This window comes from Pseudomonas sp. NPDC090752, from assembly GCF_055584805.1.
Genome location: NZ_JBVJLI010000006.1, coordinates 125,758 through 150,085, shown reverse-complemented (window position 1 = coordinate 150,085; position 24,328 = coordinate 125,758). Strand labels below are relative to the sequence as shown.

At 56.7% G+C, this 24,328-nt stretch carries 19 protein-coding genes; 14 read left to right on the top strand and 5 right to left on the bottom strand.

All coding sequences use genetic code 11. The features are described from left to right. Positions 1-25 precede the first annotated feature (25 nt). The 3 genes from ACZ6YA_RS10750 to ACZ6YA_RS10740 all read left to right on the top strand — a co-directional run bounded on the left by ACZ6YA_RS10750 (position 26) and on the right by ACZ6YA_RS10740 (position 5,306). Positions 26-1,027: an HAD family hydrolase gene (locus ACZ6YA_RS10750; protein WP_465897085.1), complete on the top strand. Its 1,002-nt coding sequence runs from the start codon at positions 26-28 to the stop codon at positions 1,025-1,027. 100 nt (positions 1,028-1,127) lie between these two features. Beyond that, positions 1,128-2,696 (top strand): arylsulfatase, encoded by a 1,569-nt coding sequence (locus ACZ6YA_RS10745; RefSeq protein ID WP_465897084.1) that lies wholly within the window; start codon positions 1,128-1,130, stop codon positions 2,694-2,696. 81 nt (positions 2,697-2,777) lie between these two features. Continuing rightward, positions 2,778-5,306: a spermidine synthase gene (locus ACZ6YA_RS10740; protein ID WP_465897083.1), complete on the top strand. Its 2,529-nt coding sequence runs from the start codon at positions 2,778-2,780 to the stop codon at positions 5,304-5,306. Between the two features lie 51 nt (positions 5,307-5,357). Here the strand turns inward: ACZ6YA_RS10740 and ACZ6YA_RS10735 are convergent, their stop codons facing one another. Beyond that, positions 5,358-5,951 (bottom strand): DUF502 domain-containing protein, encoded by a 594-nt coding sequence (locus ACZ6YA_RS10735; protein WP_465897082.1) that lies wholly within the window; start codon positions 5,949-5,951, stop codon positions 5,358-5,360. A 175-nt stretch (positions 5,952-6,126) separates the two neighbouring features. Here ACZ6YA_RS10735 and aspT point away from each other — a divergent pair, with 175 nt between their 5' ends. Next, positions 6,127-7,815 (top strand): aspartate-alanine antiporter, encoded by a 1,689-nt coding sequence (gene aspT / locus ACZ6YA_RS10730; protein ID WP_465897081.1) that lies wholly within the window; start codon positions 6,127-6,129, stop codon positions 7,813-7,815. Between the two features lie 12 nt (positions 7,816-7,827). Here aspT and ACZ6YA_RS10725 read toward each other — a convergent pair whose 3' ends face one another. Further along, positions 7,828-9,360, bottom strand: coding sequence for a mechanosensitive ion channel family protein (locus tag ACZ6YA_RS10725; RefSeq protein WP_465897080.1), 1,533 nt, complete (start codon positions 9,358-9,360; stop codon positions 7,828-7,830). Between the two features lie 210 nt (positions 9,361-9,570). Between ACZ6YA_RS10725 and ACZ6YA_RS10720 the strand changes: the two genes are divergently transcribed. From ACZ6YA_RS10720 to ACZ6YA_RS10700, 5 genes are all read left to right on the top strand, one after another. Then, complete coding sequence (locus ACZ6YA_RS10720; protein ID WP_465897079.1) at positions 9,571-11,430, top strand: diguanylate cyclase domain-containing protein; 1,860 nt, start codon at positions 9,571-9,573, stop codon at positions 11,428-11,430. A 282-nt stretch (positions 11,431-11,712) separates the two neighbouring features. After that, positions 11,713-12,948, top strand: coding sequence for an OmpP1/FadL family transporter (locus ACZ6YA_RS10715; RefSeq protein ID WP_465897208.1), 1,236 nt, complete (start codon positions 11,713-11,715; stop codon positions 12,946-12,948). 41 nt (positions 12,949-12,989) lie between these two features. Beyond that, entirely contained in the window at positions 12,990-13,658 is a 669-nt protein-coding gene (locus ACZ6YA_RS10710; RefSeq protein ID WP_465897078.1) for a DUF3313 domain-containing protein, read from the top strand. Positions 13,659-13,784: 126 nt separating this feature from the next. Further along, complete coding sequence (locus ACZ6YA_RS10705) at positions 13,785-15,251, top strand: DUF1254 domain-containing protein (protein ID WP_465897077.1); 1,467 nt, start codon at positions 13,785-13,787, stop codon at positions 15,249-15,251. Between the two features lie 86 nt (positions 15,252-15,337). After that, positions 15,338-16,750 carry a DUF1254 domain-containing protein gene (locus ACZ6YA_RS10700; protein WP_465897076.1) on the top strand — a complete coding sequence of 471 codons (1,413 nt, stop codon included), beginning with the start codon at positions 15,338-15,340 and terminating at the stop codon, positions 16,748-16,750. A gap of 351 nt (positions 16,751-17,101) precedes the next feature. On the opposite strand, the gene ACZ6YA_RS10695 is transcribed toward ACZ6YA_RS10700, so the two are convergent. Continuing rightward, positions 17,102-17,515, bottom strand: a complete 414-nt coding sequence (locus ACZ6YA_RS10695; protein ID WP_465897075.1) for a DUF262 domain-containing protein — start codon at positions 17,513-17,515, stop codon at positions 17,102-17,104. A 360-nt stretch (positions 17,516-17,875) separates the two neighbouring features. On the opposite strand from ACZ6YA_RS10695, the gene ACZ6YA_RS10690 reads away from it, so the two are divergent. Next, on the top strand, positions 17,876-18,448 hold the full coding sequence (locus ACZ6YA_RS10690) for a hypothetical protein (protein ID WP_465897074.1): 573 nt from the start codon (positions 17,876-17,878) through the stop codon (positions 18,446-18,448). 1,157 nt (positions 18,449-19,605) lie between these two features. Next, a complete protein-coding gene (locus tag ACZ6YA_RS10685; RefSeq protein WP_465897073.1) occupies positions 19,606-19,914 on the top strand; it encodes a hypothetical protein in 309 nt (102 codons plus the stop codon). Between the two features lie 89 nt (positions 19,915-20,003). Here the strand turns inward: ACZ6YA_RS10685 and ACZ6YA_RS10680 are convergent, their stop codons facing one another. Then, a complete protein-coding gene (locus ACZ6YA_RS10680; protein ID WP_465897071.1) occupies positions 20,004-21,077 on the bottom strand; it encodes a hypothetical protein in 1,074 nt (357 codons plus the stop codon). On the opposite strand from ACZ6YA_RS10680, the gene ACZ6YA_RS10675 reads away from it, so the two are divergent. After that, positions 21,076-21,465 (top strand): TOPRIM nucleotidyl transferase/hydrolase domain-containing protein, encoded by a 390-nt coding sequence (locus ACZ6YA_RS10675; RefSeq protein WP_465897070.1) that lies wholly within the window; start codon positions 21,076-21,078, stop codon positions 21,463-21,465. The two genes, ACZ6YA_RS10680 and ACZ6YA_RS10675, sit on opposite strands and share 2 nt — an antisense overlap. Before the next feature lie 339 nt (positions 21,466-21,804). Here the strand turns inward: ACZ6YA_RS10675 and ACZ6YA_RS10670 are convergent, their stop codons facing one another. Beyond that, entirely contained in the window at positions 21,805-22,173 is a 369-nt protein-coding gene (locus tag ACZ6YA_RS10670) for a histone-like nucleoid-structuring protein, MvaT/MvaU family (RefSeq protein ID WP_465897069.1), read from the bottom strand. A 97-nt stretch (positions 22,174-22,270) separates the two neighbouring features. On the opposite strand from ACZ6YA_RS10670, the gene ACZ6YA_RS10665 reads away from it, so the two are divergent. Both ACZ6YA_RS10665 and ACZ6YA_RS10660 read left to right on the top strand, forming a co-directional pair. Then, positions 22,271-22,948 (top strand): trypsin-like peptidase domain-containing protein, encoded by a 678-nt coding sequence (locus ACZ6YA_RS10665; RefSeq protein WP_465897068.1) that lies wholly within the window; start codon positions 22,271-22,273, stop codon positions 22,946-22,948. 589 nt (positions 22,949-23,537) lie between these two features. Next, positions 23,538-24,137, top strand: coding sequence for a class I SAM-dependent methyltransferase (locus tag ACZ6YA_RS10660; protein ID WP_465897067.1), 600 nt, complete (start codon positions 23,538-23,540; stop codon positions 24,135-24,137). Positions 24,138-24,328: the final 191 nt, after the last annotated feature.

Below are 24,328 nucleotides of genomic sequence, written 5' to 3'. Positions count from 1 at the left end.
AGGTTGCAAAGAGGAGGGATGCTTCATGCTCGAGCAGCGACGCGCATGTTGGTGGATAACGCTGTTGCTCCTGCTGCCCTTGGCGGTTCAGGCCGCGGACCCGTTGCCCTCTTGGCGCGAAGGCGCTTCACGCCAAGCCATCGAAGCCTTCATCAGCGCTGTGACCAGCGAGGGCAGCACCGATTATGTGCCTGAGGCCGAGCGAATTGCCGTTTTCGACAATGACGGCACCCTGTGGAGCGAACAGCCACTGTATTTTGAAGTGCTGTTTGCCCTGGACGAAGTCAGGCGACTCGCGCCCCATCACCCGGAGTGGGCCACACAGCAACCGTTCAAGGCTGTGCTGGAGGGCGACCAGAAGGCCCTGACCGACAGCGGTATGGAGGGCCTGCTGAAGATCGTCGCCGCGACCCACGCCGGGGTCAGCACCGAAGATTTCATGGTCAATGCGCGGCGTTGGCTGGCGACGGCTGTACACCCGCGCAGCCACAAGCCTTACACCGAGATGGTGTTCCAGCCCATGCTCGAACTCTTGCAGTATCTGCGGGCCAACGGCTTCAGGACCTACATCGTTTCGGGCGGCGAGGTCGCCTTCATGCGCGCCTTCGCTGAAGAGGTTTATGGCGTGCCGCCGGAACAGGTGATTGGCACTACGCTGGATGCCCGCTTCATCGATGACAACGGCAAATTGTCGATCGAAAGGTTGCCCAAGCTGGTGCATAACGACGACGGACCCGGTAAACCGGTCAGCATCAATGATCGCATCGGGCGGCGGCCGATACTCGCCTTTGGCAATTCCGACGGCGACCTGCAGATGCTGCAGTGGACCATGGCAGGTAGCGGCAAGCGTTTTGCCGGGTTGGTCCACCACACCGATGCCACGCGTGAGTGGGCATATGATCGCAACAGCAAGGTCGGGCGTCTGGATCAAGCCCTGGATGCTGCCAGAAGCGCGAACTGGACCGTGGTCGATATGGCCCGGGAATGGCAGCGTATCTACCCATTCGAAAGCAACAAGGTTCATTGAAGAAGAAACCGCAGGGGCACAGGGAACCAGCCGAGCAGTAGGCCGCCCGTGAACGTAGTCGTGGCACATGCCAGTAAACGTGATACGGAGAGATCGCCTTATGAAGTCCAGTAGAAGATGGATACCGACACTCGCGCTTGCCGCAACGGCGGTAATGGGTATGTGCTCGGCCAACGCCGCAGAAAAGCCCAATATTCTGGTGATATTCGGTGATGACATCGGCCAGACCAATATCAGTGCCTATGGCCAAGGGGTGGTCGGCTACCAAACCCCGAACATCGACCGCCTTGCCAAAGAGGGCATGATGTTCACCGACTACTATGCCGAAAATAGTTGCACGGCAGGACGGTCGACTTTCATCACTGGCCAGGTTGCCAAGCGCACGGGGCTGTCCAAGGTCGGCATGCCTGGCGTGCCGGTGGGGCTGCAGGCCCGCGACGTGACCATCGCTCAGGCTCTAAAGGCACACGGCTATGCGACAGGCCAGTTCGGCAAGAACCATCTGGGCGACCGCGATGAGTATCTGCCGACCAATCACGGCTTTGACGAATTCTTCGGCAACCTGTACCACCTCAACGCCGAAGAGGAGCCAGAGCGCCCTTACTGGCCCAAGGATGACCCTGAATTTCTCAAGGCCACCACCCCACGCGGGGTGATCAAGTCCAGCGCCGATGGAAAGATCGAGGATACTGGTGCCTTGAACCGCAAACGCATGGAAACCATCGATGACGAAACCACCCAGGCGGCGATCAACTTCATCGACAAGCAGGCTAAGGCCGACAAGCCGTTCTTCGTGTGGATGAACACCACGCGCATGCATGCGTTCACCCATGTGCGTGAATCGATGAAAGGGCAAAGCGGCATGGTCGGCAACGAATATGCCGATGGCATGCTCGAGCATGACGGTGATGTAGGCAAGTTGCTGAAAGCGCTGGATGACTTGAAGATCGCCGACAATACCATCGTCGTTTACACCACTGACAACGGGCCGAACCAGTGGTCGTGGCCAGATGCCGCGACCACGCCATTCCGCAACGAGAAAAACTCCAACTGGGAAGGGGCCTATCGAGTACCGGCGATAGTGCGCTGGCCTGGCAAGATCAAAGCCGACTCGGTCACCACCCAAATGTTCTCCGGGCTCGACTGGTTCCCGACTTTACTGGCCGTCGCGGGTGATACTGACATCAAGGATCGCCTGCTAAAAGGCGCAGATGTCGGTGGCAAGAACTTCAAGGTGCACTTGGACGGCTACAACCAACTGGATTTCCTCACCGGCAAGACTGACAAAAGTGCTCGTACAGAGTTTTACTACTTCAACGACGACGGTGAGTTGGTAGGGATGCGGTTCAACGACTGGAAAATCGTCTATTGCGAGCAGCGGGCGCCGGGCGGATTCGCTGTCTGGAGCGAGCCATTCACCTGCCTGCGTGCACCGAAACTATTCAACCTGCGAATGGACCCGTACGAACGTGCGGATATCGTATCCGACCAGTACTACGACTGGCTGACCAAGAACGACTATCTGTTCTTCCAGGGGACTCAAAGGGCCGCGCGGTTCCTGCAGACTTTTGTCGACTACCCACCGAGCCAACGCCCGGCGAGCTTCAGCATCGACCAGATCCAGTCTGACGTGGACAAAAAGATCGAAGAAAAGATGAATAAACAGTAGCGATGGGCCGCGCCCGCCTTGGGCGGGCGCACTCTTTGATTACTCGTGCGGACATGACCGTGAGTCCGCTAAGGTTTAGCGATGCCCGCAGTTGTGAATTTGACCCGCGCTGACACGCCTGAATCCACCGAACGGCCGGCGCCGCTGCAATGGCTGCTGCCAGCGGCACTGCTGTTTGTCTCCGGCGGTGCCGCCCTGATCTACCAGGTGCTTTGGGTCAAGCAGTTGTCACTGGTGGTGGGGGTTGAGGTCTATGCCATCACTGCGGGCATCAGTGCTTTTTTTGCCGGATTGGCGCTGGGTGGCCTGTTGTTCGGCCGCTGGGCCGACCGGTTGCGCCGACCAGTCAGGTTGTATGCTGGCCTGGAGTTGGCAGTGGCGCTACTGGGCGTTGCCGCCACCCTGGCATTGGCGCAGAGCGCCGCACTGTTCGCACGGCTGGAAGCCAGCGCAGGCCTGCTGGCCTGGCTGCTGCCTTCTACCCTGGTGGGGCTACCGGCGTTGCTGATGGGCGGGACCCTACCGGTGCTGGTGCGTGCAATGAGCCCAGGCGCAGGCCGGATGGGCGAGGCGGGTGGGCGGCTGTACGCGGCCAACACTGCCGGGGCCATTGGCGGCACCCTTGTGGCAGCGTTCGTCTTGTTGCCCCTGTTGGGCGTAACCGGGGCCGCCTGTGTGGCGGCATCGTTGAACCTGTTGGCGGCGCTCGGTGCCTGGCTTGGAGCAGGCAAGGATGAGCCGCTGCCGAAGACGTCGGCACCTGCTGCACCACCGCGCTCGTCGCCAGCCAGGCTGGCCTTGGCCCTGTACTGCCTGGCAGGCGGCGTTGCGCTGGGCTATGAAGTGGTGTGGACGCAATCGATCGTCCAGTTCATGAGCACCCGCGCGTTTGCCTTCTCGGTGGTGCTTGCCACCTACTTGACCGGATTGGTGGTGGGTAGTGCCTTGTATGCGCGCAGGGCGGACCGCATCCGGGACCCTTGGGGGCTCTTCGGCCTGCTGATCGCGGGCGCGGGGTTGCTGGCATTGCTGCAGGTCGCCGGGCTCGGGCGCTGGCTGATCCTGCTGCAGACGGCCTTGGAAAGCCATGTGCTGCAGTTGACCGGCAGTCAACTGGCGGGCATGTGCGCACGTTTTGCCGCCGCGGCTCTGTGCGTGGTGTTTGTGCCCACCACCTTGCTTGGTGCTGCATTCCCCTTGGCATTGCGCCTGGCCGTGGACAGTGGCCGGGTCGGCCGGGACGTGGGCGTGGTGGTGGCGCTGAACACCCTGGGCGGTATCGCCGGGGTCATGATCACAGGGTTCGTCCTCGTTCCTGAAGTGGGGCTGGTCCGTACGCTCGTTGTGCTCGCTGTCGTGGCTGCGGTTATCGGCGCGGTGGCGGTGTGGCGTGGCGAGGCCGTGCGCACGGGGCTGCGGGTAGCGGTACTGGTCGTAGGTGCGGCGACCTTGGTCACCGGCATGCTCACCCCGCCTCAACGGCTGTCGCAGCTGTTGCCTGGGGCCCGCAGTGGCGAGCTGGTGTTCTACCAAGAGGGCAGCGGCGGTACGGTGGCGGTGGTCAACCAGCAGCGTCAGGGTCAGGCTTTCAATCGCCTGTACATACAAGGGGTGTCCAACACTGGCGACGCCATGCCGTCGCTGCGCTACATGCGGCTGCAGGCATTGCTGCCGCTGCTGGTGCATCGAGGTGAACCGCGTTCGGCGCTGGTGATCGGCTTTGGTACCGGCATCACTGCCGGGGCGATGCTGCGTTACCCAGGCCTGGATCACCCGGTGGTCGCCGAGTTGCTGCCTCAGGTGCTGGCGGCAGCACCGCTGTTTACTGGCAATTACGATGCGGTGAATGATCCGCGCCTGGACATCCGCCTGCGTGATGGCCGTCGCGAATTGTTGCGAAGTACCCAGCGCTATGACGTGATTACCCTGGAGCCGCCACCACCATCCGCCGCCGGTGTGGTCAACCTCTACTCGCGTGATTTTTACCAGCTGGCGGCGTCCCGGCTGCAGGAGCATGGCTTGGTCGCCCAATGGCTGCCATTGCCAACCCAGAACGACGAGGACAGCCGCTCACTGGTTCGCAGCTTCCTCGACGTATTCCCGCATGCTTCGCTGTGGACCACCGAGTTTCATGAAATGCTTCTGATAGGCTCGGCATCACCGCTAGAGCTGGATGTCCCGCGAATCCGCCAACGTTTCGAGCAACCTCAAATTGCTGCTGCGCTTGCGCAGGTCGGGGTGGGTTCGGTCGATGCTTTGCTGGCGACCTGGGTCACCAATACCCAGGGCCTGCAGCGTTACGCTGGCGATGCCCAAGCGGTGACCGATGATCGACCACGCATTGAGTACGCGCCCTGGGTCCGGCCCCGTGAGATCACCCGCGTGCTGCCGACATTGCTGGCATTGCGAGTACCGCCGCCCCTTGAAAATGCCAAGCCATCCGAGCTTGCCGCTGTGGAGGAGGAGTGGCAATTGCTACGGCGCTTCTACGGTTTGTCGTTGCTGGCTTACACCGGCAATCGTCAGGCGTGGATGCGTGAGGCGCGGGCGTTGGCGCCGGTCACCGCGCAGAACCCTTACATGCGCTGGTTCACCGGCGGTGAGCGGTAACGTGCGTCTATCAGCAGGCGAACCCTTGAAGCCCTGGCCCGGGTGAGATCGTCAAGGTTTTGCCAGCCATGGTCGCAACATCTGAGCCGCGCCCCGTCCGCCCCGGCGTAATGCAGCCATCAACGGAATCCAGCCCAGGTCGGTGATCACGATTTCGTTCGCCGGTAGCAGTCGTACTTCGCCGGCAGTGCCACCGGCAGGTCCACCATCCGGCATGAACACGGTGACCCAGTCATCCGCGGCTTCAAGCACCAGGCAGATGCGCCAACCTTCTCCTTCGGCAATCATGCCTACTTTCGAGCCCTCTTCATTTTCCAGCCCTGCGAAGCGCGCAGTGGCATCCTTGAACAACTGATAACCGGGCAGGTTGCTGAGCAGGTTGTCTTCGAGCAGGCGCAGACCGTTGCTGGCGAACCGGGTCCTGGCCAACAGGCCAGTCAAAAAGCACGCCGTGACCAGCCCCAGCACGGCTGCGAAGGTGATCAAGGTTACCCCCGCGACATTGTAGCCGGCGAACATCGGCAGCAGTTTCGCAATCGGAACGCGCAGCAGGTGAATGGCCTTTTCCACCAACACAAAGACCAATACCAGCGGCAGTATGAACAGCAGGCCACCGAGCGCTGTGGTTTTGATGAAACTGAACATGGCGTCTCCTTGGCTAAGGCAAGCCTGAAGGTCTGGCATGAAGGCTAGTCGATTAGCGGATTGAAGGTGGAAGTGCAGTGCCTTCAGGGTTGCCCGGTGGCGGTTGGCGCACGGTTCAAGCGCCAGCTATCCTCGTGCGGACAGCCTTGCCTGGATGTTTCCAAGGATGATAGTGATGATCGAGTACGTGCTTCATGCCTTGCGTGCAAACCCGGAAATCGCAGTGTTTCTTGCAATTGCCTTGGGGGTTTTGATTGGGCGTATTCGTGTCGGTAGTTTCCACCTGGGCTCGGTCGCCGGAGCACTGCTCATGGGCCTGGTCATTGGCCAGATCGGGCTGGAAGTGCCCCATGAGCTGAAAGCAGTGTTTTTTGCCCTGTTCATCTACGCCGTTGGCTTCAAGAGTGGGCCAGAGTTTTTCGGCAGCCTGAATCGCGGTACGCTGAAGCTGGTGCTGCTGTCAGTAGTCTTGTGCGCGACCGCTTTGGCTTCGATTCTGGTGATGTACCGCGTCTATGGTTTTGATGCCGGTTTTACCGCCGGCCTCGGCGCCGGCGCGTTGACAGACACCGCCATCATGGGCACAGCCAGCAGCGCCATTGCCCAACTGTCGCTGGACGATGCGGCCAAGGCGCAATTGAACAGCCACATGGCGGTGGCCTATGCCATCACCTATGTATTTGGAACCGTTGGCCTGGTGGTATTCGTAGGGAGTATTGCTCCCCGGCTGCTGGGGGTCGATCTGGCTAGCGCCGCGCGCGAGTTGGAGCGCTCGCTGGGTGTTGAGCAGGAGGACGCTGCATTGAGCGTTCCCTATACGCGCATCGTGGTGCGCGCCCACCGGCTGACAGCCCCGGCGGCGCAGGGTATGAGCATCGCCGACATCGAGGGGCTCCACCGTAACCTCAGTGTCGAGCGCGTTGTGCGCGACGGGCAGATCCTGGAACGTGACGCCGGTTTGCGGTTACAGCGTGGCGATCTGTTAGGCGTTTATGCCTTGCGTGATGCGGTCGCTCAGCTCAACCAGTGGATCGGCCCCGAGGTGGATGACCAGCTGTCGATGTCGTTTGCGACCCGTACCGCACAAATCGTGCTCACGTCACCCAGGCTTGCCGGCAAAACCCTGCGGCGAATCAAGCAAGACCTGGTCGGCGCCACCCGTATGGGCTGTTACATCGTCAGCATCACGCGCCAGGGCCTGGACTTGCCGCTGTTGCTCGATACGGTCTTGCGCCGCGGCGATGTGGTTACGCTGACTGGCCGCATGAGCAGTGTCGAAGCCTTGGCTGTACAGGTCGGCCGGGTGCGCCAGGATCATCACAAGAGTGATATCGCGATCCATGCGCTAGGGTTGGTCGTGGGATCACTGCTGGGCATGTTATCCACCCATATAGGCATCATTCCGATCGAGTTGGGTGTGGGAGGCGGGGTGTTATTGGTGGGGTTGCTGATCGGCTGGTACAACTCCCGTCATCCGGATATCGGCGCGCTGCCGCCTGCCGCGCAATGGGCATTTTCCGAGTTTGGCCTCACGGCATTCGGCGCTGTGGTCGGGTTGCTCGCCGGGCCGGCCGCGCTGGCCGCGATCGAGACGCAAGGCTGGGCACTTCTGATCTCTGGTGCGGTGGTCACCCTCGTACCACCGGTGGTGACCTTGTACTTCGGTTACTACGTACTGCGTATGCATCCCTTGATCCTCTTCGGCGCGCTGGCGGGGGCGCAGACCGAAGCGGCGTCGATGAACAAGATCCTCGAGCAATCAGGCAGCAATACACCGGTAATCGGCTTCACGGTCTGCTATGCCATTTCCAATGTGCTTCTGGCGGTGTGCGGGCCCGTCATCGTTTCGCTCACCGCTGGCTGATTACATACCCCTTTACTGTGATTTTTCCGGCAGAGATGGGGCAGCATGCCAATTCTCCTTGGGCACCCATTTGGGCTGATCAGGGTCAGCCAGATAATGAGGCGACATGATCTGCACGCCATATTCGTTGAACACATCTTGAATATGCGCGTGCAGCATGCTCAGAAGCAGCGCTCGAGGCCGGGGTTCGGAGGGGATGGCCTGGGCGACCAGCCGGTATTCCGGATAGAAATCCGAGAGTGCGGTCTGGAATACTTGGGGCGCGGGCTGTTCCAGTACACCTTCAGTGCGCCGAGCCGCTTCCAGCAACATTGCCTCCACTTGCCTCCACGGCGTGTCGTAGCCGATGGTCACCACCGTATCCACCACATAGCCCTGGCCTTGCACGATACGCGAGTAGTTCTTGGTGACCGAGCCGGTAATCATCGTGTTGGGTAGTGTCAGGACCTCGCCAAGACCGGTACGAATGGTGGTGGTGAACATGCCCACTTCGGTCACTGTCCCCTCATGATCTCCCACACGGACGAACTCCCCGGCTCGCAGCGTGCGCGTATAGGTCAGGATCAACCCGGCGGCTCCTTGGCCGATCACGCTGGTGGCACCCAGGGAAATCATCAGACCCAGCAGCACCGACAGGCCTTTGAAGGCATCGGTTCCCGAACCAGGCAAGTACGGATAGGCCATCACCAGAGCAAATAGCCAGATGGCCAGTGAAGTCAGGCGCATGGTAGGTAGCAAGGTTTCGGCGGTCAGCCAACTCAACGTACCCGGGCGGGCCATGCGCCGCAGCATGCGTTTGCAAAATGCACTGATACCGCGTGCAATGAAGAAGATCGAGATGGCCACGGCAAGGCCCGGAAGGGCACGCAGTATTCCGCTGACCAGGTAGTCCAGCAGTGCCATCAAGTGGACGTTGAGACTTTCTCCCCAATATCGAGTGTAAGGGAATTGCGAAAGTACGAACCCCAGCCACTGGTAGCTGAGCAATAGCAGTACCAGCCAATATAGCAGCCAGAGAGACCTGTCGATCAAGTAGTAGAAGTTCTGCATATCGAACAACTGGGTGTGCCCGACCTTGAAACGCTCAGAGTGTTTACCCATCAGCTTGGGCAGCAGCCCCAGAAGTTTACGCCGACAGTACCGAGCCCCCTTGGCCGCCAGATAGAACAGCAGGGTTGCTGCAGCACAGTAACCAATTGCGGTGAGCAGGAATCGCAGGCTGCGAGCCTGGCGGGTTTCTTCCACCACCAAGCGCAGGTTGTCGGCAGCACGTTCGGCTGCTTCACCGGCGGTGATGTCACTCGCTGCGGCATCCAACGGCGTTACGATGAACGCGCGGCGCCCGCCCAGCAGCACGAGGTAGCTGCGCAAGATGGGGTCGACCCGGACGTCCAGATCATCGCTTTCCAGCAGCGTGTCTTCGATCACTTTCTTTGCGCGTTCGGCACGCACTTGGGGCGTCTCACCCAACAGTGTCGCCCGAAAGACCAGCACCGTGCGGTTGATGACTTTGAGCGCAGCGGGATCAGCGATCGCACCCTCCACTTCTGCCCCTTACTGCGAGCTGTCCGCCTGGAGGAGGGGAGACCACAGAAGATGCACGGTCAGCAACAGCCACGCAGCCCAGCCAGACCAACGCTTCATCGCCATCCCTGCTCCCCTGTGCTTGCGTTTGGATTGGTTGCAGCATAGCCCGATTCCGGCGGTAGTCTCTTGCTAGACTCAAGCCGTCGCAGCTCTTTTGTGGGAGAAGGCATGACGTTGCGCACCAAGCTGCTTTGGCTGTTCGCACCACCTCTATTGCTGGTCCTTGGACTCACGTTCATCATCGCTCATTCCCTGCTGCTCGAGCGGCTGGACAAGCAAGACGTGCGACTTCTGATGGTAGAGGCAGATCGCTTGCGGGCGCTGCTGGGCAACGGCTTCGAGCGCGATGCCGATCGTTTGCAAGAACTGGCCGAGACGCTTCCTCGGCCGATCCAGTCGTCCTTTCCATTACCGTCCCATGTCCTGAGGCGGACCGGTTTCGACTTCATCGTACTGAGAACACCGCAAGGGCAATCGCCAACGTGGAGAGATTTTCCTGCCGAGAGCTTCAGGCGCGACGGAAGCAGCGAGCCATTGTCACCCGGATCAGTCCAGGACAGTGTAGCGACGCAGCTCGACCATCTGGCCGGGGCTAACGCCGCAGCACCTTCCCCTCAACTCCTGGTGGTGCACCGGCAGCCATTTATGCTCCTGGCTTACTACGTGGGCATAGCAGAGGCAGAGCAAATCCTGTTTGCAGGTAAGTTTCTGGATGCCGAGCGAATCACTGCTCTTGAAGGTCAACTGGGCGGGGTGCTTCAGTGGACGTCTGCCAGCGACGAGCATCTTGCCTTACCGGCGGATGGCAGGTTCATCAGTGTAAGCAATCGTCAGATCATTGATCCTCGCCATCACAGTGTCCAGTTGATCTTCCAAGACAGCTTTGGCGAAACCCAGGCGCAGTTGCAGTTGAGCCGGGAGCGGCATCTTTACATCGAGGGGGTACAGCAACTCAAATTGTTGATGGGGGCTATGGCTGCGATCATCAGCTTGGCCTGGTTGCTGATCTACCTAGCGCTGGACGTCACGCTCCTCAGGCGTATCGCTACCTTGCATCGACAATTCCTGTCCATAGGCACGGACTCCGCCAAGGGGCGCTTATCGGACGCGCGGCAGGATGAGTTGGGTTTATTGGCAAGGGAGGCCAACCGAACGCTGGACCGTCTGGAACAGAGTGAGGCGCGGGAACGTGTCATCCTTGAGGCCATGGAAGATGGCTACTTCGAACTCGACCAGCACACCAGGATTCAGTCGGTAAATCCTGCGTTCTGCAAGATGCTCGGCTACCGCGCTGAGGGCACCATCGGCCAAACGTTCGCATCGCTTCAGGGGGAGGGGCAACCCCAATCGGCTCTTCCCCGGGTTGTGTTTGACACTGAGCCAGGCGCGCCGCTTTCCGCACGATTGCGGCGTGCTGACGGCAGCCTGGGCTACTACGAAACGCGCTTCTCCATAATCTGCAGCGCTAAAGGCAGCGTGACCGGCTATCGCGGGATCCTGCACGATGTCAGTGAGCATGTTCAGTATCAGCAAGCGCTGCGAGACATGGCCTATCACGATGCTCTTACTGGGCTGGGCAATCGAAAGGCATTCAACGAACAGTTGGCGCGGCATCTTGCAGCGCAGCACTTGCCGATGGCTTTGATGTTCCTGGATCTGGATCGCTTCAAACAAGTCAACGATCGCTTCGGTCACGATGTCGGTGATGCATTGCTGTCGTGCATGGCCCAGCGCCTGCGCAATGCTCTGCGCAAGCAGGACTTCGTCTTTCGGCTGGGCGGCGACGAGTTCACGGCGCTCCTGCCTGCGACGGATGCAACTGCCGCCAGTGCGCTAGCTGATAGGGTTTTGGCAGTGATGAGTGCGCCAGTGAGGATCGGTGCTGAGCTCATCGATTTCGTTACTCCAAGCATTGGCCTTGCATTCGCTCCTGCGCATGCCACCGAGGCAGACATGCTGATAATGGCGGCGGACCAGGCGATGTATCAAGCCAAGCAGCACCGCGGGCGAGTGTGCCTGGCGGACTGAAGCGATAACGCTGGCGTAACGCATTTCAATTGCCAACTACTACTTGAAAACGCATAGATGTCGCCTAAGGTAATTTTCTGTTGGGCTGTCTTTCCTGTTTTATTCCCATGCATGTCTAGGGCGTCAAACACTCAGCGGTGACATGCTTCATCCAGAAACGCAACGTAGGTCTTCAATTATATGAAGTCGGAGTGTTTCATCAAGAAGAGTCACCTACCCCAGCCGACCCTCGGCTCCCGCCAGCATGTCTACCGGGCTACGCTGATAGCTATCGCTGCGGCGATGTATACCGCTCCTGGCTGGGCTGGAGGTATTTTCATCTATGAAGCAGGGCAGGAAGGCAACGGTCTCGCCAATGCTGGCTCTGCGGCGCTCGCCCGGGACCCCAGCGTGCTGATGACCAACCCTGCGGGTATCACTCAACTTGAGGGCACACAGGTCAGCGCCAATACCCAGGTGATACTTGGCGACATGCGCTTTTCACGCGACAGCCGCAATGAATTCAGCGGCAATGAGGGCGGTAACGCCCTTGAGTATCTGCCCGGTGCCAGCCTGTTCATCAGCCACCGGATCGACGACCGCTCGGCCATTGGCTTTGGCATGTATGGCAACTTCGGCCTGGCGCTGGACTACGACGACGATTGGGCCGGGCGTTACTTCACTCAAGAGGCAGCGGTCATTGGCGTCTCGTTGCAACCAACCTGGGCCTACAAGTTCACCGATGACCTGTCCATTGGCATTGGCCCGCGCATCATGCTCGGCTACTACCGCACGGAGATGGCCATCAACAATAACCTGCTCGGCCTTACCGACCGGCCGGATGGCCAGTTGGAGTACAAGGACACCGATGTTGGTGTGGGCGTGAACCTTGGGGTCCTTTATCAAATCGATCCGCGCACTCGGGTAGGCTTCGCCTATACCAGCAAGGTCAAACTGGAATTCGAGGATAAACCGCATCTTAGCGATATCAGTAACCCGTTGCTCAATATCGCACTACAGCGTCTTGATGCCGATTCGCTCGAACTGGACCTGAACGTGCCGCAAACTGTCACCTTCAGTGTTGCGCACGAGTTGGATGAGCAGTGGACGCTACTGGGCACTCTTGGCTGGCAGGACTGGAGTGAGTTCGGCGATGTGGGTGTAGATGTGGATACCAACGCCGGCGGTACCAGCCGCACTGTCGATCGTAAATACAAAGACACCTGGCATGCATCGGTCGGGGCGACCTACCAAGCCACCTCGCAATGGCGATTGAGCGCGGGCCTCGGCTATGACAGCTCTGCTGTTGACGATGAGGACCGCACAGTCGACAACCCCATGGGCGAGGCCTGGCGGTTGGCAGCAGGGGTCAACTACGCCGTCGACCAGAACTTCGATCTGCACCTGGCGTACACCTTGGTCTGGCTGGGTGATATGGATATCGAACAAACCAAGAGTCGCTCGGGCAACACATTGTCCGGCAGCTATGACAACAGCGCCTTGCACATCATCGGCGGGGGCGCGACGTGGCGCTTCTGATTGACGCGTTTCATCGCTAATCGTATGGAAGGAGACCCTGCATGAAGATCAAGACGTTGGCTGCAACGGTGTGCCTCAGCACCTTAGTGTTGCATGGGTGTGCGAGCAAGTATGTGGAAGCCGATCAGTACTCAGGTTTCCTCAAGGATTACAGCGTCCTGAAAGAAGATAAGTCCCCATCCGGGGCACCGGTAATGCGTTGGATCAAGCCCGGAGTCGATGCCAAGCGCTATACCAGCGTTTACTTGGAACCCAGCCAACTCTATCCCAAGCCGCAGCCTACGGAAAAAGTCCCGCAAGCGACCCTTCAAGGGATCACTCAATACTACGATCAAACGTTGAAAAATCACTTCTCCCAGGTACTGCCGTTAGCGACCAGCCCAGGCCCAGGCGTGCTGGTGGTTCGTCCGGCGATCACGGCTGTCAGTGCCAAGACCAAAAGCTTGCGTCCGTACGAGGTCATTCCGATTGCCTTGCTAGCTGCAGGAATCAGTACCGCCACCGGCATTAGAGACCAGGACACGAGCATTGCTACAGAAGCTGCATTCCTGGATGGCGATACCAACCAGGTGGTTGCTGAGGTTGTACGTAAGGGCGCGGGGACGGAGCTGGACAACTCATCCCAGGTCATGAAAGCCAGCGACGCGAAGGCTGTGTTGGACAGTTGGGCAAAGGATATGGTGAGTTCTTTCCAAGCGCTCAGAAAGTAAGGGTCATCGCCACTGGCGCCCAAGTTTGCGCTTGGACGCCCACGTGACCCGACCCATCCGCCGGTCTGGCCGTGCAAGGTGTTGCACGCGTTGAGAAGTCACATAGGGAATTGCGGGGAACAGTCAATGCGCGACTTCAGGTTGCTTGCAATCGGTTTGCTATCTGTTGTGGCACTCACAAGCCATGACGCAAGCTTTGCCCTGAGTGAAAGAGAAACCCAAGGCGGCCAGCCTCCGGCGGGTTCGCGCAGCTCGATTCAGGATTTCGACTACCAGATCAAGTACCAACGTGCATTCGAGGCTGTGCTTTGGAATATGCCGGCAATCGCCATCTACAGTTTCAGGCGAGCTGCATTTGACCACCTGGGTGTCAAGGATAACGACATTATCGCCTACTCGGGGCCGGCAACCCCAAAGCTTGAAGCCATAACAGCTAACAGCAGCACACCGTACATCACGGCATTCACTGACCTGAGAAAAGGTCCGGTTGTCCTCGATTTACCCGCAGCCAGCGAGGAGGGCAGCGTTTACGGCCAAGTCGTGGACGCGTGGCAACTCACCATGGCAGATGTCGGCCCATCGGGTGTAGATGGGGGCAAGGGGGGCAAGTTGCTTTTCACGCCGCCGGGATACTCGGGCGAAATCCCCTCAGGCTATATTCACGTACCGTCACCAAACTTTCGGATCGCACTCGCTTTTCGCTCAGTCCGCGCACCAGGGAAGACCGCTGCCGATGCTTACCGGTACGCGAAAAAACTCCGCATGTACTATTTGAGCCAAGCGACCGATCCTCCTGAACAGCGTTTCATCGACCCGATCGACACCGTCTATCCGACGTTGCCTTTCTATGACGAACGACATTTCGCGGACATGCATGCGATTATCACCACCGAACCTGCTCGGCCGCAGGACAAAGTGATATTGGGGATGCTGCAATCGCTGGGCATTGAGAAAGGCAAGCCGTTTGCCCCTGACGCGCTGACCAAGAGAGCCATGCGCCAGGCCGCGATTGATGCCTGGTTTTACCTTCAACACTGGTTTGACAATCTTCCGAAGGACAAGCTTTATTGGCAGGATCGCCATTACGCCTCCTTGTTGATGGCCGACGAAAACAAGCGTTTCTCTTATGAGTATGAGGACCGTATTGATCTCATAGGTCGGGCCGCAGAGTACTTCTGGTGCACTTACATGCCCAAGGAGCTGAGTGACTCACCCGCAACGCAATACCTGATGGCCATGGCAGATAAGAATGGCAATCCACTCAAAGCCGGGAAGACCTACAAGATAGATGTTCCCGCAAAAATGCCTGTCAAACAATTCTGGGCATTGACTGTTTACAATCGCGACACCATGTCATTTATTTATAGCGAAACCAATCGCACAACGCTCTCCTCCTACGATCTGAGTTCCATGAACGTGAATGCGGATGGAAGCGTGACTCTCTATGTGGGACCAACGCCACCCAGGGGTTTAGAAAGTAATTGGATTCCCACCGCCGGTAAGCGACCTCTGCCAGCCATGCGTTTTTATGGCGGCACCGATGCGCTGAACGACAAGAGCTTCAAGCTGCCCGACTTTGAGCTAGTTGAATGAATGGGTATTGGACGATTGACGCGGACAGGGTTGACACCCTTTTTCAAGTGGCCATTACATTTACAACTACCTAAAAGGACATTCTTATGGCTTCAGCACGTAGGCTTTTCGCTTGGGTCCTGCCCTTGTGTGTCGCTATCGGCAGCGCTATGCACGCGCAAGCTGCAGCGCCGGATTTGCTGTTGAGCACGCCTGCTACACCCGATGCAGTGGAAAAGGGGATGCATGCCGATGGTTACAGCCTGGCGATCTCAGCGTACAACTGGGGTTATCCGCTGGTACGCATGGAACGCGTGGCACGTGAATACACGATGGTTCCTTCACCCAAGCCCGACACCAGTTATCGTGCAGGGTTGAACCAGATCGGCTGGGCTACTGCGCTGGCCTCGCCGTCGGCCAAGGACATGCCCACCGCCAATAATGACACCTACTACATGAGCGCAGTGCTGGATCTCACCGAGCCCTATGTCTTGAGTGTGCCCGATACCAATGACCGTTATTATGTGGTCGATGTATTCAACATGTGGCAAGAACTCGAACATTATGTCGGGCGGCGTACCACAGGCACCAAGGCCGGCAAATATGTGCTGGTGCCACCGGGCTGGAAGGGCGAGCTACCAGAGAACGCGAAGCGCCTTGACGTTTCGACCAAAAAAATCTGGCTGTGGGGGCGCATTCACGTCAAGCAGGGTGAAGATGTCGCCCCGATTCTCGCCTTGCAGAAAAAATTCAGTGTCGAGCCGTTGAGTGGCAAATCGAACAAGGGTGAGACTTTGTCAGCATTGCCGCAGACGGGCGATGACCCATTGGGTTTCTTCACGGAACTGGCGTCGGCGCTCAAGGACAATCCAGTCAAACCTGCCGACGCAGCATTGTTTGCCCAATTCGCCCGCATCGGCCTGACGGATAAAGGCTTTTCGCCCGAGAGGCTGAATCCGGCCACTCGCAAAGGTCTTGAGGAAGGGCTGAAAGATGCGCCCTACGTAGCGATTGCGTCGCTGGCCAGCACGTCTGAAGTGCGCAATGGCTGGAACTGGGTGACCGGGCTGGACAGCTTTGGGTTCAACTACCCGCTACGCGCCATGGTGGCCGGACCCTATCTGGGGGGGCAGGGTGAGCAGGAGGCGATGTATCCACTGCGGTTTACCGACAGCCAGAACCAGCCACTCACAGGGGCCAGTCAATACGAGATGAAACTGGCTTCTGCACCGCCGGTGAATGCCTTTTGGTCGCTAACGATGTATGACGCCAGCAACAAAATGTTGATTGACAACGAGATCGGTCGCTACAAGATCGGCCCTGACACCAAAGGTCTGAAAGTTGCGGCGGATGGTTCGATTAGCATTCCTATATCCCACAAAAAACCGCAGGGCGAGAATGCCGCGAACTGGTTACCGGCACCCGAAGGCGGTTTCTATGTAATGTTACGCCTATATCAGCCTTCAGCGGAGGTGCTCTCGGGCAAATGGCAGTTGCCGCAATTGAACAAGGTCAATTAAAGGTTTCGACTTGAAGGGCTAACCGTGTCGCAGAAGAGGTTTCCTGCAAACTGCAGCACATACTGCCCGAAGATCAGCGTTGACGGCTGTATCGGTGTAGCTTCGATACAAAGAGACTTGCAGCCCAGTGAGTTGCGCCTACATAGGGTGTTGTAACGATGGCTGGAGCTGGGTTGAATAGGCAGATCTGGTGCAAGCTTATCCTTCAATCGCGTACCACAGCAGGGTGAAGGTCATGACCAACACAAAGTGCTTCACTATTGAATGTCAAACTCCAGGAGATGGCAGTGGCGACATCATTATTAATCTGCCGGATGAGCTGCTCGCGTCGCCAGGGCTGGGCATCGGTGATCAGCTTAGCCTTGAGCTGATTAACGGGCTGATTGTGTTCAATTGGCCGTCGAGTAAAACCTCGCTATTCAGCTCGTAAGCACCGTCTTCGGCAAACTCATACCAGCCGTTTACCAGGTAGGAGCCTAGATCTGAGCCCATCCAGATCGAAGTGATAAACCGAACCTGTTGCTCCTCAGTCCAGACTGAAGGCCGTTGCCAAGGGGCAAGCGGATGCCCCATAGCAAATCGGGTTGCCCAGGGATACTTCGCCCGAGCCCGTGAAGGATCGATCGAGTACGACTCCAGATTGGAGGCGAGCACGTCGACCTGGAACATCTGCAACGTTGCGTCGAGCTGCTTTTGAGGCATACGAATACTGCCCGATTCATCTGCGCCACTGAGGCGCTGAAATACTGCGTTTGATGTGGCCATTTAATGTCTTTACTGAAGAAAGGGATGTGCAGACCGCGGCGGCATTTCTAATGAAATATTTCCGGGGGAGGGCTGAATCAATGATGGGAAGATAACACAACAGTGGAGGTCTTGACATATGCATATATGTACAGCCACAGAGCCAAGCATATACAGAATATGAAGATTTTTAGCATCGGTTTTGAATGGCTCCACTGACGATCGGGCTGCGCATCAGACCTGAGATTTACAGCTCACAGGCTCGAGGCACATAGAAGCGATGGCGTCGCGAAAAGGGCGAGAAAATTTTCCAATACAACTCAAGTTCTCAAAAAATCATCCGTTTATGGTTAGAGACACAGAATCTCAATCGAGGATTTAATGAGTTTTAGTACAGCCACTGCTCCAGCCACCTCACATTTTCAACGTAAACTGCACTGCTGGCGTGAAAGAGAATGCGAGGACGCCTATGACTGTTCGATCATAGCTGTGGGCGAGGGCGCCGTAAGGGTCGAGTTCGACTCGGAGTGGATTGAGTTCAGCGCAGCTGTCGCCTATGAGTTGGCATTCTATTTGGCGGAAGCAGTTGCGATTGTGGAACAGCCGAGCGCGGAGACGACCACAGCTGCAGCCAGGGAACATGAGCCACTCTTGGCACGCAAATACAGGCTACTCATGGACTGGCATTTGGACGCAGCTGGTGAGATTTCTTTCAATAAAATCAGCCCTGAAATCATGCCCGATCGCCAGGGCTACACAGCAGTCTCCATCCGAACAGTCAGACCTGGTGGTGTTGAAATGGAGTTCGAAGGGTTTGGCTACGCTTTTTCCAAGGACGACGCGGCCTGGATTTCGGAGAAGCTGCTTGAGGCTAGCGGGCAACAGCTTGGGATTTACCCACGCTACTGCCTTTTTGAAACGCTGAGGCGCCAAGGCCACAAGATCCGCGGCTGACCATCCGAGGTGCAATCATGAGCGCTGGACGCCTTGTTCTAGCGCTCAGATATTTGATGGCAAGCGGAGCGCGCAGGCCTTCGGCCGGAGGCGTGAGGATGAAAATAGGCTCGAAGGGCCAAGCCATCAGGGTATCTGGCGGCTTGGTTCACGACAGCCGTCCCCGGCCAGGACACGCAATGAAAATTTCTCTACCTGAGTTCCCGTGCAGTGGCAATACTTGATTAAACCTAACCAGCATGCATTCGCCGACCCGACGATACCTGCCGAATCTGGCCCTTGGGTCGCCAGGCGCAGGCAAATGCTTTCGGATGAACTGAGCCATTGATCGGCAGCACAAACTCGGGACGCAATCCGGGTTTACAGTAAGGAGAGCACCTTCGATTTCGCGATGCAGTTCTATGTCTACGTCGAATGGGCGCAAGAAATCTTCGTACCGCGGGAAGATTGGAAGCGGTTTCTGTCCTTGACTCATAGGCTTAGTCAGCGATGGTTTCAGAGTCTTTTAACGGTAGTTGCTGGAGCCAGGTTTGCAAATTGCTGGGTCGCGCATGTTTTAGACTGTCCCAAGCTGAGTGGCTTTCAGAGCACCCAGATGTGAAGGCGACGTTCGCAGGCGATTTTTAGTCCAGTCTCAGAAAAACGAGCTTGTGAGGGAAGGACTGAAGAAACAATCGCAACCTCACGATTTTTGGTAGTCCACGTTCAAAAGCAAACAGTCCAATCTACAAAACCTCCTGACATCAGGTGCATGGCTGGCCTATTATCTGATTTAACATAATATGCATTATGCGCACCTTCGTGTGCAGCTACCGGGGCCGTGGGTGGGCAGATCTGAAGCCAGGCTCAACCTAGTGCGGCTTGCGGCCGTTGCATCAGGTCTCTGTTCCCTTCGTTGTCTTCCTTGGCCTGGACACTTCGGCGTGCTTGAATGCTGGACGCCACAGGTTGGCTGTCTCTCAACGATTGCCGGGGAAATTGTATGATTTGGACCGTTTTGGCTACCATCGCAGCTGAACAAACGCGAGCAGTCTACAGGCTCTAAGCTGTTAGCCCAGCTGATGGTTACTCCAATTGCAGCCACTCAAGTCGAAATCGCTAAATTCAGGTGTGCCGTGGTACCTCCTGACGGAGATCAATCCTATCTGGTGAACGTGTTGAACAGCCAAGAAGCACGTAAGGATCTGGCCTCCAGAGCCTCACGTATCCAGCTCGATTTGCCACAACAGTTTCTAGACAAAGCCGGCGTTTTTAGCGAGATGACTAATAGCAAAATCGCTTTTGCTTCATCTCAAGTTAATCGCTTGAAAAGTATGTCCCTGATGGTGGGCGATCTATCAGATTCCGCTAGCGAGGATGAAATTAATGAGCTTGTGTTGGCAATGCTAAAGCAAATCAAGGAAGCCGAGGAAGCTACTGGACAAGCTTTTCAGGCTCTAATAAAGGCCGGTAAAGCCTCTGGCTAGCGCTCATGAGACTCAGGTGTGGTGTAAACCTACACCACCCTAATTAATAACCTACGAATATAACTATGCTAAATATTCATTTAGTTTAGTTATATAGGCGCATCTACTAGGCGAGGCGTCAAGAACAGGACCAGCTCTGTTTCCGTCTTCACAGTCGAAGTGCTGTTGAACAACCACTTCAAGCCAGGAATCTGCCCGAAAAACGGCACGCTACGAACCACAGCGCTATCCGTGTCCGAATATACACCTCCCAGCGCAACTGTTTTTCCGAACCCCGAGAAAACCCGAGACGTAAGCGACGTTGTGTTGATCGGCGGCACCCCGTTCATAGCCTTCGAATAATCAGGTTCGTCCTTGGACAGGATCACATCCAGGAGAACGCCCGAATCATTCACCAGCGGAGTGACATCGAGCGAAAGCGCAGCCTCTTTAAAAGAGACGGATGTAGCCCCGTCACCGGCCGACTGCTGGTATGGAACCTGAGAACCTTTAATGATCTTCGCCTGATGCCGATCAGTCGTGAACACGCGCGGGCTGGAGATTACACGCCCCCTACCCGCCTGCTCCATGGCGTTTAGCTCAGCATCCAAGTTGAAGGACCTGGATGTGATGCCAAACCCAGCGATTGCAGCTGGTGTGAGCCCAAGGGGAACACTGCCAATTAAAGTACCAGCACCGCTACCAACAGAACCAGACCATTGAACACCGAGGTTCTTAGAATAGGACCGGTCAACCTCGACAATTCGGGCCTCAATCATTACCTGCTTACGCGAATAATCAACAGCTGTCAGATATGTACGCAAATCGGCCAGCCGCTCATCACTCATGCGTGCAACAACAACTGAAGAGCCTTGCTCGGCGTTCAAACTCTCGCCCTGGTCGAGTGGAAACGCATTGATAGCATCTGCCGACGGGATATTTCGAACCTTCAATACGGTGACCTTATACACTGTCGCTGGGCTAGAAAACGAGCCAGGCGGGTCTGTAAAAGCTCCGAAGGTAACACTGGAGCCATCGTCAACATGCGAATATGCGCTGACGCGAAGAAACTGACCATCGACCGTATACAGAAGACCGCGAGGTGCGGTAACAAGCTCAATAGCATCGTCCCAACTAACGTCTTTCATACGCATCGACAGCGGGCCAGTAACGCCTTTGCCCATGTTCGAGCTCGGGAACATTGCCGAGATCTATTTCGCCGAAAAAGTGATTCTTTGCGAGGGCAAGACAGATCAGAGGCTGCTGCCTCTCATCTACGAAAAGCTCTACGGAGTACGGCCTGAGCTCGAACCTATCTGCTTTGTTGCTCTCGATAGCTGCACGTCTATTCCCAAGGGCTTCTCTCTACTGACAGCGATGGGCATCAAATGCGGCGTGATCGCTGACTTGGATTTTGCATTCACGCACGCCAGAGGCCCTTGGCTGCCGAAGGATTGCCAAGAGATGACCAACGTCAAATCTGTACTTCAAATCGTTAGCCAAGCTGAAGGCTTTCAACTCGGCGGACATGGCATGCCTCGAACATCAAAGAGTGGATCAGCCGCTGACTAATGGGCCGCCTTTGCTAAGCACTCCGATGGGCAACCGCTCGCAAATGCTGCTCATGAGGCCATGAAAGATCACACAACCTGGGTATGGCCAATGGGATGTATCGAGGATGCCTTGAACATCACAGAGAAGGGGGAGGCAGCAATAATCGCTCAGGAGGACAACATCAAGAATTGGCAACCGGAGGTGATTGATCAGGAGTACCCCGTTTTCCGTAGAGCCCTGGATTGGATGCGGGCCATCTAAACGATTGGGCTAGCTAACCCATCTGGGTTCACCTGACAGCATCCCCATAGAAAAAGCCCCCATCAGGGGGCTTTAGCAAACCGTTAGCGGAGCGTGTTACTGGGCGAGCCAGCCTTCCACCACATCAGAACCGTACTCAGCTTTCCATTCCTTGAGCAGCTTGTGGTTGCCGCCTTTGGTCTCGATGATTTCGCCGTTATGCGGGTTTTTGTATTGCTTGACCTGGCGAGCGCGACGCGGGGCCTTTTCAGCAGCTACGGGAGCTGCTGGTCGGCGGTTGGCCTGAGGATCCAGGATGTTGATGATGTCGCGCAGGCTGAAACCGTATTTGTTCAGCAGATCACGCAATTTGGTCTCAAATTCTATCTCCGCTTGCAACTCGGAGGAGCCTTTCATAGCTTCCAGTTCGGCCAGCTGTGCGGCCAATGTTTGCTCAAGCTTACGGAATTCTGCGAGACGGGACATTCGCTTACCTTTCATACAAATAAGAAAGAATACAGAGTAGCAAGGTTCCAGCTACTGAGCTACGTTTAGCACATCGTGCTTCACCGGAATCTTTTGAGTGACAGCTAAGTCTTCCTCAATCATCATCGGTGACTCCGCCGCATCTATACCATCGGGTGGAAAAATTGTTTTCCAGCCACGCTGCTTCACACCAGGACACCATGGTGAAGCTGGGTATCTCGAAGACTGGGATCTGCTCGATGGCGTCTTCGTCATCATTTCATTTGAGGATGATGAAAATTACAGCGTGACTGGATCTGGCGTTATCGTGTCACCAGGCATCGTATTGTGCGCAACCCATGTGATAGACGAACATATTTCGGATCTGATCTCTGGCAAAACGCAAATCAAGGCCCAGGCTCTCCGCAACGATCACCATCAGATCTGGAGGGTGATATCCATCGTAAGAGTTCCGAATACGGATCTGAGTCTGCTCTCCATCAGGCTCGTATCGCCAATGGCCGACGGGGCCACATTCTCAACGTTTAGCATTACTTCTAGAACACCAGCGGTCGGCGAAACTGTTCATGTTGTGGGTTTTCGCTCTAACGGGCCAACCGCCCAAGGCGACGAGGTTGAAATAAACGGCGGCTTGATTATCAGCACAGAAAGGGTGATCGACGTTCACCTGGCCAAACGAGATTCATACTTCCTCAAATGGCCATGTTTTGCTATTGAATGTCAAGCCTGGGGCGGCATGAGTGGGGGCCAGTGCTTGACTCGCATGGCTATCTAATTGGAATTTTATGCTCCTCCTACGAGGATGACAAAATTTCCTACGCTCGATCTTGTGGCAAGCACTCCTTGCACCGGCTCCCGCTTCATGGCCACTGGTGCCTGATCTGACTGGCAAAACTCTTGTTGAGCGAACGAATGATGGCTGTTTCATTCAGCGACCGGAAGCCTTCAGCCGGCAGGAAAATGGAAGCTACACCTACACGGTCTGGAGTTGAACAGTTCTTCAGATTACATAACGTAGACGTTCATCCCAGTACGATTTTCTAAGCCGGATCGCCAGGCACATTGGCGAGTCGCGTCGCCCCCTTGCCCCACCTGCTGCCGACCGCATCTAGCACACCCATTTGCTGCTGGCTGAGCCGCCGCGAACAGGTCACCCATGATCTCGTTCGGCTGGCTGAGATCGAGCGGCAGCACCACTTTCTGCTGTAGCGGAAGCCCTCTCGGCACACCCGCTCCACGCCTACCCTCGCTGCTAGGTAATCTACGGAAACACTACCCGAGCATCCGTATCGATCCGCTGAGGTAAAGTTTCCCATGATGGCCTCTGCGCTCTAAAAACATGGACTGGTAAGGACGCTTCATCCATGACGAGTTGGAATGCTTTCTACGAACGTACAGAAACCCGAGCACCTTCTCCGCTTCTCAGTTGTGCGATGGATTATGTCGGAGATCTACAGCCTCGCCATGCAATAGACCTGGGATCTGGGTCAGGCAATGAAGCATGGCAGCTCATCCAAGGCGGGTGGCAGGTCTTGGCAATTGACAAGGAACCTGAGGCCATCGCGCGGACGATTCGCAAGTGCTCGATGGACGAAGCTCGCCGACTCACGACTCAGGTCGCGGACTTTGAATATCTGACCCACCTTCCACCATCTGCTTTGATTCACGCAGGGCTAGCTCTTCCCTTCTGCAGGCCTAACAAATTTGCCAACCTTTGGAGCCAGATTCGCACCGCCCTAGTCCCAGGCGGTGTATTCGTAGGTCATTTCTTTGGGTTGAGGCACACCTGGGCGAGCGAAGAGCTGATGTCATTCCATAGCCTGGATGACATTCGGAGGCTAAGCGAGGCATTCGAGATTGTTCTGCTGCGTGAATCTGAATCATCGATGGTTATCGACTCTGGAGCTGTGAATTGGCACCGGATCAATGTGATCGTGCGCAAGCCTCATCAACCAGCGAGATGATGGGATTCGGTTGGGTATTTCTGGCCCACTTCATCGCAACTACAGCCTACATAGGCTCCCTCCTCCAGCACCGGCGACGTTGAGGGACAACGCTATGGCGTGTGGAACGCATCGCAAATTACCACCCAATGCTATGGTCTGCGCGCTCCGTCTCTCAGGGTGATAACTCACAGCGAGATTGGCTGTGCAGC

Coding starts and splice junctions, on each gene's coding strand:
- ACZ6YA_RS10750 (WP_465897085.1), top strand. CDS start 26: ATGCTCGAGCAGCGACGCGCATGTTGGTGGATAACGCTGTTGCTCCTG.
- ACZ6YA_RS10675 (WP_465897070.1), top strand. CDS start 21,076: ATGTTCGAGCTCGGGAACATTGCCGAGATCTATTTCGCCGAAAAAGTG.
- ACZ6YA_RS10660 (WP_465897067.1), top strand. CDS start 23,538: ATGACGAGTTGGAATGCTTTCTACGAACGTACAGAAACCCGAGCACCT.
- ACZ6YA_RS10720 (WP_465897079.1), top strand. CDS start 9,571: ATGACGTTGCGCACCAAGCTGCTTTGGCTGTTCGCACCACCTCTATTG.
- ACZ6YA_RS10670 (WP_465897069.1), bottom strand. CDS start 22,173: ATGTCCCGTCTCGCAGAATTCCGTAAGCTTGAGCAAACATTGGCCGCA.
- ACZ6YA_RS10695 (WP_465897075.1), bottom strand. CDS start 17,515: ATGGCCACATCAAACGCAGTATTTCAGCGCCTCAGTGGCGCAGATGAA.
- ACZ6YA_RS10690 (WP_465897074.1), top strand. CDS start 17,876: ATGAGTTTTAGTACAGCCACTGCTCCAGCCACCTCACATTTTCAACGT.
- ACZ6YA_RS10735 (WP_465897082.1), bottom strand. CDS start 5,951: ATGTTCAGTTTCATCAAAACCACAGCGCTCGGTGGCCTGCTGTTCATA.
- ACZ6YA_RS10710 (WP_465897078.1), top strand. CDS start 12,990: ATGAAGATCAAGACGTTGGCTGCAACGGTGTGCCTCAGCACCTTAGTG.
- ACZ6YA_RS10680 (WP_465897071.1), bottom strand. CDS start 21,077: ATGGGCAAAGGCGTTACTGGCCCGCTGTCGATGCGTATGAAAGACGTT.
- ACZ6YA_RS10705 (WP_465897077.1), top strand. CDS start 13,785: ATGCGCGACTTCAGGTTGCTTGCAATCGGTTTGCTATCTGTTGTGGCA.
- ACZ6YA_RS10715 (WP_465897208.1), top strand. CDS start 11,713: ATGTATACCGCTCCTGGCTGGGCTGGAGGTATTTTCATCTATGAAGCA.
- ACZ6YA_RS10745 (WP_465897084.1), top strand. CDS start 1,128: ATGAAGTCCAGTAGAAGATGGATACCGACACTCGCGCTTGCCGCAACG.
- aspT (WP_465897081.1), top strand. CDS start 6,127: ATGATCGAGTACGTGCTTCATGCCTTGCGTGCAAACCCGGAAATCGCA.
- ACZ6YA_RS10700 (WP_465897076.1), top strand. CDS start 15,338: ATGGCTTCAGCACGTAGGCTTTTCGCTTGGGTCCTGCCCTTGTGTGTC.
- ACZ6YA_RS10740 (WP_465897083.1), top strand. CDS start 2,778: ATGCCCGCAGTTGTGAATTTGACCCGCGCTGACACGCCTGAATCCACC.